Origin of the sequence: Pectobacterium aroidearum (assembly GCF_015689195.1) — a bacterium.
GTDB classification, from domain to species: Bacteria; Pseudomonadota; Gammaproteobacteria; order Enterobacterales; family Enterobacteriaceae; genus Pectobacterium; species Pectobacterium aroidearum.
Map to the genome: position 1 here is coordinate 4,700,094 of NZ_CP065044.1, position 14,244 is coordinate 4,714,337.

A 14,244-nucleotide genomic window follows, 5' to 3' on the forward strand; every position below is an offset into this window, starting at 1 on the left:
GGACAGGAAATATGGAAAAGGTAGTGATTGTTGATGCCGTTCGCACGCCGATGGGACGCTCCAAAGGTGGTGCCTTCCGTCAGGTAAGAGCCGAAGACCTGTCCGCACACCTGATGCGCAGCCTATTAAGCCGTAACGCGGCGCTGGACGCCCGTGAGATCGACGATATCTATTGGGGATGTGTGCAGCAGACGCTGGAACAAGGCTTCAACGTGGCTCGCAATGCTGCTTTGCTGGCAGAAATTCCGATGAATGTCCCCGCGACTACGGTTAACCGGCTGTGCGGCTCTTCCATGCAGGCGCTCCACGATGCTGCCCGCACCATTATGGTTGGCGACGCGGACGTTTGCTTAATCGGTGGCGTTGAGCATATGGGACATGTGCCGATGAATCATGGCGTCGATTTTCATCCGGGACTGAGCCGCACCATAGCTAAAGCGGCAGGTATGATGGGGCTCACGGCCGAGATGCTGGGGCGTATGCACAATATTAGCCGTGAGATGCAGGATCAGTTCGCCGCTCGCTCACACCAACGGGCCCATCACGCCACCCAGTCAGGGGCGTTTCGCCATGAAATCATCCCTACGGCAGGGCATGATGCAGACGGCGCACTGCAACGCTTCGATTATGATGAAGTCATTCGCCCAGACACCACCGTCGATAGCCTTGCGGCGCTCAAACCGGCGTTCGATCCGGTTAACGGCACAGTGACGGCCGGATCATCCTCGGCGCTGTCCGATGGTGCAGCAGCCATGTTGATCATGAGCGAATCCCGAGCGGCGTCATTAGGTTTACCCGTACGGGCTCGCATCCGGGCGATGGCCGTAGTTGGCTGCGATCCTTCGATTATGGGCTACGGCCCGGTTCCGGCGACAAAACTGGCGCTGAAGCGGGCAGGATTGAGCCTGTCCGATATCGGCCTCTTTGAGCTCAATGAGGCCTTCGCCGCCCAGACGCTACCCTGCATTAAAGATCTCGGGCTGCTGGAACAGGTCGATGAGAAGGTCAACCTCAACGGTGGTGCGATTGCGCTGGGTCACCCGCTCGGTTGCTCAGGCGCACGCATCTCTACCACATTGATTAATTTGATGGAAAGCCGCGATGTTCAGTTTGGCGTGGCGACGATGTGCATCGGGCTGGGACAGGGTATTGCGACGGTATTTGAGCGCGTCTGAATATAGGCGCACTTTGCCAGAGCTATACCAGAAACCAAAAATCCCACAGACGTGGGATTTTTACTTTTAAATTCTGACTGCCATCGACCGTTTTAAATAAACGAAAACGCATCGCTGAACATGTGAGCAGCCAGCGCACCACGCTCGTTACAAAAACGCTCACGTGCAATTTTCGCCATTTCAAAGCGACCGGCAATATAGATATCCTGCTCTGCCAGCGAACCGTAATCCTGCAATACCGCGCTCAGAACGGTGCCCGTTCTGCCATTCCATCCGGCTTCCGGCTGTTCGACTACCGGCACCACCCGCAGATTGGAGTGCTTAGCCGCGAAGCCTTCGAGCTCGGCTAAATCATACAGGTGCTGGGATTCACGTCCGCCCCAGTAAATGGAGATATCACGATTGGGTTGCTGCGCCAGCGCGGTCAGCAGGATAGAACGCACGTATGAAAATCCGGTTCCGCCCGCAATCAGCACCAGCGGACGCGTACTCTCTTCCCTCAGCCAGGCTTCGCCGTGCGGAATATCGACCGTCAGGGATTTTTCCTTGTGAATACGTTCCATTACGGCCATCGCGTAAAGATTCAGTTCGGACGCCCCAATGTGCAATTCGATAAAATTTTTATCCATCGGGGTCGATGCCAGTGAGAAAGGACGTTTGTCTCGATCGCCCATCACCACCATCAAATACTGGCCAGCCCGAAAGGAAAACGGCGCTTCAGGTAATAAACGAACGCGATAGACCGTATCGGTTATGGCTTCGACCGAAGTCACTTTACAGCTCAATGTTGTCATGCATTCCCTCTATAGGGTCATAAAAGCAAAACCGAGAACAGGGCAGCCGCTAACGCCGGGGCTCTCTGTCACTAAAAATGGCCAACTCGTCCCATATTTCATCGATGCGGGCACAAACCTGTGGGTCTTTCTTGATGGGGTGTCCCCACTCGCGCTGTGTCTCACCAGGCCATTTATTGGTAGCATCCAGGCCCATTTTGGAACCCAAACCAGAAACCGGCGAGGCGAAATCAAGATAGTCGATCGGCGTATTTTCCACTAATACCGTATCACGTGCCGGATCCATACGCGTCGTGATCGCCCATATCACGTCGTTCCAGTCACGGGCATTAACGTCATCATCGCAGACAATGACAAATTTCGTATACATGAACTGGCGTAAAAAAGACCAGACGCCCATCATGACGCGTTTAGCATGGCCCGCGTACTGTTTCTTCATGGTAACGACCGCCAGACGGTAAGAGCAACCCTCCGGTGGCAAATAAAAATCAACAATCTCAGGAAACTGCTTTTGCAGGATTGGCACAAAAACTTCGTTCAGCGCCACACCCAGTACGGCAGGCTCATCCGGTGGCCGCCCCGTGTACGTCGAGTGATAAATGGCATTCTGACGCTGAGTAATATGCGTGACGGTAAAGACCGGGAAGTGGTCGACTTCATTGTAATAGCCGGTATGGTCGCCATAAGGTCCTTCAGCCGCCATTTCTCCGGGTTCAATATAGCCTTCCAGAACAATTTCTGCACTGGCGGGTACTTCCAGTTCGTTCGACAGGCACTTCACCACTTCGGTCTTGTGCCCGCGCAGCAAACCCGCAAAGGCATATTCCGATAGCGTATCGGGGACTGGCGTCACCGCACCGAGGATCGTCGCGGGGTCAGCGCCCAATGCGACAGACACCGGAAAACGCTGTCCGGGATTTTCCTGACACCACTCCTGAAAATCCAGCGCGCCACCGCGATGAGATAGCCAGCGCATGATCAGTTTATTTTTACCCAGTACCTGCTGGCGATAGATCCCCAGATTCTGCCGCTCTTTGTGCGGCCCGCGCGTCACGGTAAGCCCCCAGGTAATGAGCGGCGCGGCATCTTCCGGCCAACACTGCATCACCGGAATCCGGCGTAGGTCAACATCGTCACCCTGCCAAACCTGTTCCTGACACGGTGCCGAAGACAGTCGCTTCGTCGGCATATTCAGCACCTGACGGAACTTCGGCATTTTATCCACCAGATCGCGGAACCCTTTGGGCGGCTCCGGTTCTTTCAGAAACGCCAGCAGTTTACCCACCTCACGCAGTGCGCTGACCTCTTCTTGCCCCATTCCCAATGCAACACGTTTCGGCGTACCGAATAAATTGCACAGCACTGGCATGTCATAGCCTTTGGGGTTTTCAAACAGGAGAGCCGGGCCTTCCGCACGCAGCGTTCGGTCAGCAATTTCCGTCATTTCAAGGTAAGGATCGATGGGCTGGGTAATGCGTTTCAACTCCCCTCTCTCTTCCAGCAGCGAGAGGAATTCGCGTAAGTCACGGTATTTCATGCTATTCATCGGGGGCAGTCTATCGTTGTGGCTATTATAAAGTCTCTTCACCCACCTGTCGCTTCCCGCAGCGCCTATTTATGGTAAGAATCCAATCACCATCAAAAATCCGATTACCATAATGTGGTAACAAAAATATCTGCCGAAAATTTTTTATCCGTGCTCGCTTTTGTTATGCTTGCTCGTCGGAATCATAAGTCTGCGAAATTATGGAAGCCTGGTACTTACTGTATTGTAAACGTGGTCAACTGCTGCGCGCGAAAGAACATCTGGAACGTCAGGATGTGACCTGCGTGAGCCCGATGATCACGCTGGATAAAATCGTTCGTGGTAAACGAACGGAAGTGTGTGAGCCGCTGTTCCCAAACTACCTGTTTGTGGAATTCGATCCCGAACGTATCCACACCACCACCATCAGCGCAACGCGTGGGGTGAGCAATTTCGTGCGATTTGGCGCACTGCCAGCGACCATTCCGCAGCAGGTTATCGATGAGTTGTCACTTCGTCCCTTGCAGGTCATCACTGATCCGCTGACGCCGCAGCCCGGTGATAGCGTGGTCATTACCGACGGTATTTTCTCTGGTCTTCAGGCGATTTACACCGAACCTGATGGCGAAGCCCGGTCGATGCTGCTGCTGAATATGTTGAACAAGCAGGTCAGGCAGAGCATCGATAACCGCGAGTTTCGCAAAGCCTAGCCTGATGCTTCCCTCTTTACCCTATCCGGCGCGTTTATACCGCACCGGATGAGGCAGTCTTAGCGTTGCATGTGTTGATCGTGCAGCCACTGAGCGACACGTTTGGCAAAATAGGTCAGCACTCCATCTGCACCCGCACGTTTAAAGCACAGTAGAGACTCCATCACCACTGGTTGTTCCTGTAACCAGCCGTTTTGAATCGCCGCCATGTGCATCGCATATTCGCCAGAGACCTGATAGGCAAAGGTCGGTACGCCGAACGTATCCTTGACGCGACGCACCACATCCAGATAAGGCATGCCCGGTTTCACCATCACCATATCCGCACCTTCCTGCAAATCCTGCGCAATTTCCTGCAGGGCTTCATCGCTGTTGGCGGGATCCATCTGGTAGGTTTTCTTGTTGCCACCTTTCAGATTGCTGGCTGAACCCACGGCGTCGCGGAAAGGCCCGTAGTAACACGATGCATACTTAGCCGAGTACGCCATGATCTGGGTATTGATCAGGTTCTGCGCTTCAAGCATGTCGCGGATAGCACCGATACGACCATCCATCATATCGCTGGGCGCAATAATTTCGGCTCCGGCTTCAGCATGAGACAACGCCTGACGCACCAAAATCTCCTTGGTGACATCGTTAACCACATAACCGTCTTCATCAATAATCCCGTCCTGCCCATGCGTCGTGTAGGGATCGAGCGCCACATCCGTCAGCAAACCCAACTCAGGAACGGCATCTTTCAGCGCGCGGATCGTACGGGGCACCAAGCCATCCGGGTTATAGGCTTCTTCGGCATAGAGCGATTTCTTATCCGCTTCAACAACGGGGAACAGCGACAGCACCGGCACGCCAAGCTTAGCGATCTCTTCGGCTTCTTTCAGAAGCACGTCGATAGTCATCCGGTATACCCCCGGCATTGAGGGCACTTCCTGACGATGATTTGTCCCTTCCATCACGAAAACGGGATAAATCAAATCGTTCACCGTCAGTTGATTCTCAGCAACAAGGCGACGGCTGAAATCATGGCGACGAATGCGACGCATACGTCGGCCGGGAAAAGTGCCGGGAAAAGCAGTGCTCATGTCATTATTCTCCTGAATCAGGCCAGCCGGAAAACCCGGCGGGCATTTTCATCTGTTGTCTGTCCCAACCATGTGGCATCTTCTCCACGCCACTCCGCAATCTGGCGAATAATATGAGGCAGATAACAGGGTTCGTTACGGCGGGATGCCGGTTTAGGGCGTAAATCCCGGGGTAACAGATAAGGTGCGTCGGTTTCCACCAACAGCCGATCGGCAGGAATATGCGGCAGTAAAGCACGTAGCTCCAGCCCGCGACGCTCATCGCAAACCCAGCCGGTAATGCCCACCATCAATCCCGCAGCTAAGCATTCATCTAATTCATGACGATTGCCGGTAAAACAGTGAACCACGGCGGCAGGCAACCGGTTCAGCCAGGGGGTGAGCAAAGAGATAAAACGGGAATGCGCGTCACGACAGTGAAGAAAAACCGGCATAGACCGTTCAGCCGCGATCGCTAGTTGCGCGCTAAATGCTCGTTCCTGTTCTTCTGGCGTCGAAAAGTTACGGTTGAAATCCAGCCCGCATTCACCGATGGCAACCACGCAGTCGGCGCTTGCCATGTGATGAATCTGTTCGGCGACAGCATCATTCCACTGGCTGGCATCATGTGGGTGAACACCCGCCGTTGACCAGCAATAATCGGGATAGGCTTGCGCCAGTAACATGGCCTGCTGGCTTTCCTGAGCGTTAGTTCCAGTGATCAAGATACCACTGACACCCGCTTGCTTCGCCCGAATGACGACCTGCTCTCTGTCTTTTTCAAACTGAGAACTGGTTAGGTTAACGCCAATATCAAACATGACTCTTACCTGCTTGTGACCGTTCGCCGATTTCACTCTGGCGAATAAAAAAATAAGACCTCTCAAAGAGAGGTCATTTTATCGTCCTACCGCAGGAAACCGTTTGTTACTGCGATGGCTCTTCGGTTTCAGTCCGCCGGCCTTTGCCAACGTAAAACCGCGAGAAGAAGACGCCAATTTCAAACAGCAGATACATGGGAATGGCCAGCAGCGTCTGTGAGAAAACATCCGGCGGCGTTAGCAGCATGCCGACAACGAACGCGCCGACCAGAATATAAGGGCGCTTTCGTTTCAGATCTTCCGGCGTCACCACGCCACTCCAGCAGAGCAGCACAATAGCAACCGGCACTTCAAACGATACCCCGAACGCCATGAACAGTGCCATAACAAAATCGAGGTAGTTATTAATATCGGTCGCAATCAGCACGCCAACGGGCGCGGTTTTGGCAAAAAAGCCAAACGCTAGCGGAAACACCACAAAGTACGCGAATGCCATACCCGCATAAAACAGCAAACTGCTGGAGACCAACAGCGGCATCATTAAACGACGCTCGTGTTTATACAAAGCAGGAGCCACAAACGCCCACACCTGATACAGCACCAGCGGTGCAGCAACAAACACTGAGACAATCATAGTCAGCTTTATCGGCGTAAAGAAAGGCGAGGCGACATCGGTCGCAATCATGCTGGCACCCGCAGGCAATTGCTTGATGAGCGGGGCGGAAACTACCTGGTAAATGTCATTGGCAAAGAACACCAGCACAACAAATACCGCCAGCACACAGATAATGCTGTTCAGTAGCCGTTTGCGCAGCTCGATCAGGTGGCTAATTAGCGGTTGAGTATCTTCATCGGCCATAAACTAACGACTATCGCTCGGTTGGCGGGCAGAAACAGCAGAAGACTGGGACTGCTCAGGTTTGACATTATCGTTGCCGACAGCTTCAGCACGTACAGCGCTGTCGCTATCATGGTGATGTTCAGCAGCACCATTTTCAGGTTTAGGCTGGCCGTCTGCCGGACGTACTGCGGTTTCTACTTCAATCACGCCATCGTAGGCCGCTTCAGGATCGTTTAGCGGGGCGTTACGAGGCTGTTCCACCGTCGCGTTCTGATCGTCTGACTTTTGGTGACCATCCGACTTTTGCGGCGACGTCGTTTCGGTATAGCCACGTTTCATCGCTTCCGCCGCCTCTTTGAGTTCATCCATTGAGGCTTTCAACTCAGGCGACAGATTCTGCAAACTGGCTTTTTCGACTTTTTTCAGGCTTTCCTGAAACTCCTGAAGTTTCAGCTCCTGCGACAGTTCATTCTGAACGGTAGACGCCAGCGCACGCAGCGTCCTGATCCAGCCTGCAACCGTCTTGACTGCCACAGGTAAACGCTCCGGCCCGAGAACAATCAGGCCAAGAACCATCACCAATAGCAATTCACCAAAACCGATATCGAACACAGATTACACCTGCTCTTTATGCTGGCTCTTCGTCTCGCCCGGCTTGGCGTCTGCCTGGTTGTCAGCAATAGACTTGGTAGAAAAATCAGCATCTGGCTGCGTTTTGTCTGCGCTAGTGGACGGCTGATCGTCACCCATTGCTTTCTTAAAGCCTTTGATTGACGCTCCCAGATCCGAACCCAGCGTTCTCAGCTTGTTAGTGCCGAACAGCAAGATGACGATGACCGCGATAATCAACAGGTTCCAGAGACTAATACCACCCATAACATTTACCTCTTTTCAAAAAGGGGAACGACAGAATTCCTATTATTATATCGGGTAATTCTGGCGTGCATCATGATCTGCTTCAACGAGTTCGACGCCAACCGATAATCCAGGCAACAATGCCTGCTGCCATCAGCCCTGCGGGAACCATATCGGCTTCAACACGGCTGATCAGTAACAACGTACCACTGATTAGCAGCGTTGCGCCAATACCCAAAAGATATCGTGATTGCCCTTGACGCGCCTGCTGCGTTTTCAACTCATAGGCCAGTTGGTCGACGCTGTGCTTTAACATCTTATGCTGACGCAGCCCGTCATAAAACAATTCAGGCACTTCCGGCAGTTTTTCAGCCCAGAACGGCGCTTTTTCTTTGAGCGCACGGAAAACTGCAGGTAAACCGACCTGCTGCTTCATCCAGGTTTCCAGAAACGGCTTGGCGGTTTTCCACAGATCGAGCTGCGGATAAAGCTGTCGACCAACGCCTTCAATATACAACAGCGTTTTTTGCAGCAACACCAATTGGGGCTGTACTTCCATGTTGAAGCGGCGTGCCGTATTAAACAAATTCAATAATACATGGCCGAACGAAATTTCCGCCAACGGCTTCTCGAAGATCGGTTCACAGACCGTACGAATAGCGAATTCAAAATCAGCAACATTGGTATCCGCAGGCACCCAGCCCGAGTCCACATGCAGTTCGGCGACTTTACGATAATCACGATTGAAGAAGGCGATGAAATTCTCGGCCAGATAGCGCTTATCTTCTTTATTCAAAGAACCGACGATACCGCAGTCAATGCCGATATATTGGGGGTCTTCCGGGTGCTCGTAGCTGATAAATATATTGCCGGGATGCATATCCGCATGGAAGAAACTGTCGCGAAATACCTGCGTGAAGAAAACCTGAACGCCGCGTTCTGCCAGCAGCTTCATATCTGTGCCATTGGCCTTCAGCGCATCGACATCAGAAACAGGAATACCGTAGATACGTTCCATCACCAACATGCCTTCGCTGCAATAATCCGAATAGATTTCCGGCACATACAGCATCGGGCTGTTCTCAAAATTCCGCCGCAGTTGAATAGCATTGGCTGCTTCTCGCAGCAAGTTCAGCTCATCAAGCAACGTTTTTTCGTATTCCAGCACCACTTCACGCGGCCGCAGGCGACGACCATCCGGCAACAGACGAGGCAACCAGCCAGCCAGACGCTTCATCAGGCGCATATCCGCCTTGATGACAGGCAAGATATCCGGGCGGATAACCTTGATAACGATCTCTTTTCCCGTGCTTTTCAGACAGGCGGTATGCACCTGTGCAATTGAGGCAGAAGCCAGCGGTTTAATGTCAAAATCATCAAACCACTCTTCGAGAGGAATCCCCCCCATCGACAGCTCAATTTGCTCGCGAGCCAGCTTGCCATCAAACGGCTCAACCTTATCCTGCAACATCGCTAACTGGTCGGCGATAGCTGGTGGGAAGAGATCACGGCGCGTAGACATCATTTGTCCGAACTTAATCCACACGGGCCCCAGTTCCTGGAGTGCCAAACGTAGACGTTCCCCTAAAGGCATGTTGCGGTGACGATTGGGTAACCAGAACAGCAGACGACGCCCCGCACGCAGCGGAAACGTCAGACGCATTTTAGGAATGAGTTCGTCCAGACCATAGCTCAACAACACTCGCACAATGCTGTAAAGGCGGCGTAATTCACTGGGTGTCATCGTAAAGCCTCCAGCTTTGCCAGCCGTTCGGACAACACATCGGCGGATTTATCCAGCGCAACAATTTCCTCATGGAACCAGGCATTTTCCAGTTTTCCCGGCGCCAGTCGCCACTCTTCCGTTAACGTCTCGGACAGGAAATGTTGTTGCTGATGTAATGACCGTCTCAGGAAACTCAGGGTTTTCTGTGCCGTCTGGCTAAGACCTTGAGCAACAATATCGCCCAGGTAGGGAGACAGCCATTCCGCAGGATCGAACTCCGCCAGATCAACCAGCACAATGAACTGTTGAACGACTTGAATATCACCCTCAATCACCAGTTCGCCGCTGCGCATCAGCGACGATAGCTGTTGACGATCGCGTAATTTCATCAGAACCGGAACGCGTGTTTTCAGGCGGCAATCCGCCAATTCGTCCCACTGGCTGACAACGTCCAGGCGCTGTTCGTTAAACACCAGCACCAGAGGCACATCCAGTTCAGCCAGCTCGATCTGAAGTGTTTTTCCCTGTAAGCGCTGGCGGGCAGACTTCATGCTTCGATCGCAAGAAAAACGACGATCGCCAGAAACAGTATCGTGAAAAAGCAGCTGATTCAGCGCGGTTTCCAGCGTAGCAGTCAGAAAAGACGTTATCAGCATTGGCATTTCCAATCAGAATTTAAACCCACGATGCAGTGCAACGATTCCACCAGTGAGGTTGAAATAGTTAACACTGTCAAAACCGGCATCGCTCATCATCCCTTTCAGCGTTTCCTGATCGGGATGCATGCGGATGGATTCCGCCAGATAGCGGTAGCTCCCGGCATCACTCGCCACGGCTTCGCCAATCCTCGGCAGGATATGAAATGAATACGCATCGTAAACGGTGCTCAGCTGTTTAATGATCGGCTTGGAAAACTCCAACACCAGCAACCGACCACCCGGCTTCAGAACACGGTACATTGAGCGCAGCGCTTTGTTTTTGTCCGTCACGTTGCGCAGACCAAAGGAGATAGTAATGCAGTCGAAGAAATCATCAGGGAACGGCAGCGCTTCTGCATTGGCCTGCACGTAGCTGATGTTGTCGATAATGCCTTTGTTACGCAGTTTCTCACGGCCAACTTTCAGCATGGATGCATTGATGTCTGCCAGAATGACTTCACCACCTTCACCAACCATACGGGAGAATTTTGCGGTTAAATCCCCTGTTCCTCCGGCCAGATCCAGCACACGCTGGTTACGTCTTACCCCACTGCATTCAATGGTGAAACGCTTCCAGATACGGTGGATACCAAAGGACATCAGGTCATTCATCAAGTCATACTTTGCTGCTACAGAATGAAAAACTTCAGCCACCATGACTTCTTTTTCATCCCTGGCGACAGTCCGAAAACCAAAGTCGGCCGTATTCTCCTGCTCACTTGCCATCTTATCCGCCTACTATTTCAGTCAAATTTCGGGTCTACCCATTTATGGTGAGAGTGTACCAGACCCAGATAAAAACCCCACTGCACTAATTTCGCATAGCATGAGTGCCAAGCCCGCGAAATCCATATCGATTTAGTACGAGTTAGTACGGTTAGCGGAGGGGGTTTCTGCTGCTTCACTCTCTGCTTTCACAGGTGGTGAGACACCGTCGGGGGCGGCTGAACCCGTTAATTCATCACGTTCAGCGTGCTCATGGGCCGTTGCTTTTTCAGCCAATGACGGGCTGATCGTGCGTTTAATTTCAACGCCCAGCGCGCGAAACCCCTCAGCCTGGCCAATAAGGTTACCACGCCCAGACGAAAGTTTATTCATCGCCTGACGATAAGTGCCCTGTGCTTTATCCAGACTCTGCCCCATGGCCTCCATATCGTCGACGAACAACCGCAGCTTATCGTACAGCCGTGATGCTTTCTCAGCGATGTGCTGTGCATTGCGGCTCTGTTGTTCATAGCGCCATAAGTTGTTGATGGTCCGTAACGCCACCAGCAGCGTGGTCGGGCTAACCAGCATAATATTGTGCTTTAGCGCCTCGTTAATCAATTCGGGCTGACGATCGATAGCGACCAGAAAAGCGGGTTCGACCGGGATAAACATCAGCACGTAATCTAGCGAACGCAGCCCCGGAAGCTGCTGGTAATCTTTGCTACTCAGTTGCCTGATATGGCTGCGTACCGAGAGCAAATGTTCGTTCAGCGCCGCATTACGTTCGATGTCATCGTCGCTATTGAAATAGCGCTCATAAGCCACCAGCGACATCTTGGCATCGATCACGACATCTTTACCCTGCGGTAAACGCACAATGACATCCGGCTGCAGGCGGCTATTCGCCCCTGTTTGCACGCTGACCTGTGTCTGATACTCATAGCCTTCACGCAGGCCGGATGCTTCCAGCACGCGGCTGAGAACCACTTCGCCCCAGTTCCCCTGCGTTTTGTTATCGCCTTTCAGCGCTTTCGTCAGGTTGATGGCCTCGTGTGCCATTTGCGCGTTAAGCTGTTGCAGATTGCGGATTTCATGCGCCAGCGTGTGGCGCTCGCGCGCTTCCGCACCAAAACTGTCCTGAACCTGACGGCGGAAGCCATCAAGCTGCTCACGCAGCGGCATCAACAGCTTATCCAGACTCTGTTTATTTTGCTCATCCACTTTGCGGCCGCTGTGTTCAAAAATCCGGTTCGCCAGATTCTCAAACTGCGTCGTCAACCGCTGTTCGCTATTTGCCAACAGCCGCTGCTTTTCTTCCGCCGCCATACGGGTTTCTTCCAGCCGAATGGTGACTTCTCGCAGCTCAGCTTCCTGTGCGCTATTTATTTCACGTAGCGTCCGCAGTTCCTGATTTAACTGCACGCACTCTGCGCGAAGCTCGCCCAACTGTTGCAGCTTTTCATGGCTGGCAGAAAGCTGAGCGTGAACCGTGCGCAGTTCCAGCTCGTTTTGCCGCAGCCGCTGTTCATCTTGCTGCTTGACCTGCTGCTGTTCGCTGAGCGACTGTTGAGTCTGCTGTAATGTCTGTGCCAGCAACCGCTGTTCGGTGCCATGCTGCGACAGCTTCTGTTGATGAATCAGGCTGGCAATCAACCACCCGATCAGTAGCCCCACCGCACTGCCGCCCAGACCATAAAATATGCTGATATCCACTTTGCCTCCGCAGGCCTCTCACGCTGTCGGTCAAGGTAAAATGATACTGTATGGATGTCCAGAAACAATTCTGATGGGGAGTAGGTTGAGCAGAAAAATGCGAGCCGCATTCCATATGAGTATGGGCATACGATAATTTTCAGAAGAATCAGAGGGGTAACACTGAAATTCCCCCAACGTGGAACATTAACGTTGGGGGAATGGAAGGTACAGCTTAGCGAAGAGTGCGACTTAGGCTAAGCGCTGCTTCGCATCACTAATCGCTTTAGCGACCTGCTGCGGTGACACGCCACCTTGTGCTGCACGCTTATCCAGACAGGATTGCAACGCCAGAATCGGGTAGACATCCTCGCCAATCACGGCGCTGAATTTTTGCAGATCGGCCAGCGGCAGCGCTTCCAATGCTTTACCCTGACGGATGGCTTCAACCACCGCTTCACCCACGATATGGTGCGCTTCACGGAATGGGACGCCTTTTGCGACCAGATAATCCGCCAGCTCTGTCGAGTTCGCGTAGCCTTGCTCAGCGGCCTCTTTACAACGCGGGCGTTTCACCTGAATGCCTTCCAGCACCAGCGCCGCCATCATCAGGCAGTCGTGCCAGGTGTCCAGCGCGTCAAACAGCCCTTCTTTGTCTTCCTGCATGTCTTTGTTATACGCCAGCGGCAGGCCTTTGAGCGTCATCATCATGCCGGTCAATGCGCCCTGTACGCGGCCACATTTACCGCGAATCAGCTCCAGCGCATCCGGGTTTTTCTTCTGCGGCATCAGGGAAGAACCCGATGTCACACGGTCAGACAACTCAACGAACGCCGCTTCACCGCTGTTGAAGAAGATCAGATCTTCGGCAAAACGCGACAGGTGGATCATGCCGATCGAAGCATCGGACAACAGTTCCAGTACATGATCGCGATCGGAAACCGTGTCCAGACTGTTACGCGTGGCGGATGCAAAACCCAACCAGCCAGCTAACTGCTCACGGTCAATCGGATAAGCCGTTCCCGCCAGTGCGCCACAGCCCAGCGGGCTGACATCCAGACGCTTCAGCGTATCTTCCAGGCGGCTTTCATCACGCGCCAGCATCTCGTGGTAAGCCAGACACCAATGTGCAAACGTCACCGGCTGTGCGCGCTGCAAGTGAGTGTAACCCGGCATCACCGCATCCTGATTCGCTTCCGCCGTCGTGACCAGCGCCTGACGCAGCTGACGTACCGACAGCAGCAGTTCTGCAATCTGCGCCTTACACCAGAGTTTCAGGTCGGTGGCGACCTGATCGTTACGACTACGACCGGTATGCAGCTTTTTACCTAAATCGCCCACTTTCTCGATCAGACGCTGTTCAACCCAGCTGTGAATGTCTTCTGCATCGCTTTGCAGGATCATCTCAGGGTCAGCTTGTACCTCAACCAACAGCGCATTCAGCGCCTGTTCCAGTTGCTGCTGCTCCTGCTCGCTGAGCACATTGACCGTCACCAGCGCTTTCGACCAGCCGATCGAGCCAACGATGTCCTGTTCCGCCAGACGGTAATCAAACCGCAGTGAGTCATTAAATTGTTTAAAACGCTGATCTGCTGCCTGACTAAACCGACCGCCCCACAAAGCCATAACCCTTACTCC

At 53.0% G+C, this 14,244-nt stretch carries 14 protein-coding genes; 2 read left to right on the top strand and 12 right to left on the bottom strand.

Annotation, left to right across the window (positions count from 1 at the left end):
• Positions 1–11 precede the first annotated feature (11 nt).
• Complete coding sequence (gene fadA, locus I2D83_RS20965) at positions 12–1,175, top strand: acetyl-CoA C-acyltransferase FadA (RefSeq protein ID WP_181845484.1); 1,164 nt, start codon at positions 12–14, stop codon at positions 1,173–1,175.
• A gap of 92 nt (positions 1,176–1,267) precedes the next feature.
• Here fadA and fre read toward each other — a convergent pair whose 3' ends face one another.
• Together fre and ubiD are read right to left on the bottom strand one after the other, a co-directional pair.
• Positions 1,268–1,969 (bottom strand): NAD(P)H-flavin reductase, encoded by a 702-nt coding sequence (gene fre / locus I2D83_RS20970; protein ID WP_205947245.1) that lies wholly within the window; start codon positions 1,967–1,969, stop codon positions 1,268–1,270.
• A gap of 49 nt (positions 1,970–2,018) precedes the next feature.
• Entirely contained in the window at positions 2,019–3,515 is a 1,497-nt protein-coding gene (ubiD, locus tag I2D83_RS20975) for a 4-hydroxy-3-polyprenylbenzoate decarboxylase (protein ID WP_180778850.1), read from the bottom strand.
• Between the two features lie 200 nt (positions 3,516–3,715).
• Between ubiD and rfaH the strand changes: the two genes are divergently transcribed.
• Positions 3,716–4,204 (top strand): transcription/translation regulatory transformer protein RfaH, encoded by a 489-nt coding sequence (gene rfaH, locus I2D83_RS20980; protein WP_015842140.1) that lies wholly within the window; start codon positions 3,716–3,718, stop codon positions 4,202–4,204.
• Positions 4,205–4,263: 59 nt separating this feature from the next.
• On the opposite strand, the gene hemB is transcribed toward rfaH, so the two are convergent.
• The 10 genes from hemB to argH all read right to left on the bottom strand — a co-directional run bounded on the left by hemB (position 4,264) and on the right by argH (position 14,232).
• Entirely contained in the window at positions 4,264–5,286 is a 1,023-nt protein-coding gene (gene hemB, locus I2D83_RS20985) for a porphobilinogen synthase (protein WP_180778849.1), read from the bottom strand.
• A gap of 17 nt (positions 5,287–5,303) precedes the next feature.
• Positions 5,304–6,086 carry a 3'-5' ssDNA/RNA exonuclease TatD gene (gene tatD / locus I2D83_RS20990; protein ID WP_039521957.1) on the bottom strand — a complete coding sequence of 261 codons (783 nt, stop codon included), beginning with the start codon at positions 6,084–6,086 and terminating at the stop codon, positions 5,304–5,306.
• A 106-nt stretch (positions 6,087–6,192) separates the two neighbouring features.
• Complete coding sequence (tatC, locus tag I2D83_RS20995; RefSeq protein WP_039521955.1) at positions 6,193–6,945, bottom strand: Sec-independent protein translocase subunit TatC; 753 nt, start codon at positions 6,943–6,945, stop codon at positions 6,193–6,195.
• 3 nt (positions 6,946–6,948) lie between these two features.
• The gene (gene tatB / locus I2D83_RS21000) at positions 6,949–7,539 is read right to left on the bottom strand and encodes a Sec-independent protein translocase protein TatB (protein ID WP_205947246.1); all 591 of its coding nucleotides are present in this window, start codon (positions 7,537–7,539) and stop codon (positions 6,949–6,951) included.
• A 3-nt stretch (positions 7,540–7,542) separates the two neighbouring features.
• Entirely contained in the window at positions 7,543–7,803 is a 261-nt protein-coding gene (gene tatA / locus I2D83_RS21005) for a Sec-independent protein translocase subunit TatA (RefSeq protein ID WP_180778847.1), read from the bottom strand.
• Between the two features lie 82 nt (positions 7,804–7,885).
• Positions 7,886–9,526 (bottom strand): ubiquinone biosynthesis regulatory protein kinase UbiB, encoded by a 1,641-nt coding sequence (gene ubiB, locus I2D83_RS21010; protein ID WP_180778846.1) that lies wholly within the window; start codon positions 9,524–9,526, stop codon positions 7,886–7,888.
• Positions 9,523–10,164 (bottom strand): ubiquinone biosynthesis protein UbiJ, encoded by a 642-nt coding sequence (gene ubiJ, locus I2D83_RS21015; protein ID WP_015842147.1) that lies wholly within the window; start codon positions 10,162–10,164, stop codon positions 9,523–9,525. Before ubiJ ends, ubiB begins: the two co-directional genes overlap by 4 nt.
• A gap of 12 nt (positions 10,165–10,176) precedes the next feature.
• Positions 10,177–10,932 (bottom strand): bifunctional demethylmenaquinone methyltransferase/2-methoxy-6-polyprenyl-1,4-benzoquinol methylase UbiE, encoded by a 756-nt coding sequence (gene ubiE / locus I2D83_RS21020; protein WP_015842148.1) that lies wholly within the window; start codon positions 10,930–10,932, stop codon positions 10,177–10,179.
• 132 nt (positions 10,933–11,064) lie between these two features.
• Positions 11,065–12,627: a DNA recombination protein RmuC gene (gene rmuC, locus I2D83_RS21025; RefSeq protein WP_181845486.1), complete on the bottom strand. Its 1,563-nt coding sequence runs from the start codon at positions 12,625–12,627 to the stop codon at positions 11,065–11,067.
• A gap of 231 nt (positions 12,628–12,858) precedes the next feature.
• Positions 12,859–14,232, bottom strand: coding sequence for an argininosuccinate lyase (argH, locus tag I2D83_RS21030; protein ID WP_182100981.1), 1,374 nt, complete (start codon positions 14,230–14,232; stop codon positions 12,859–12,861).
• Positions 14,233–14,244: the final 12 nt, after the last annotated feature.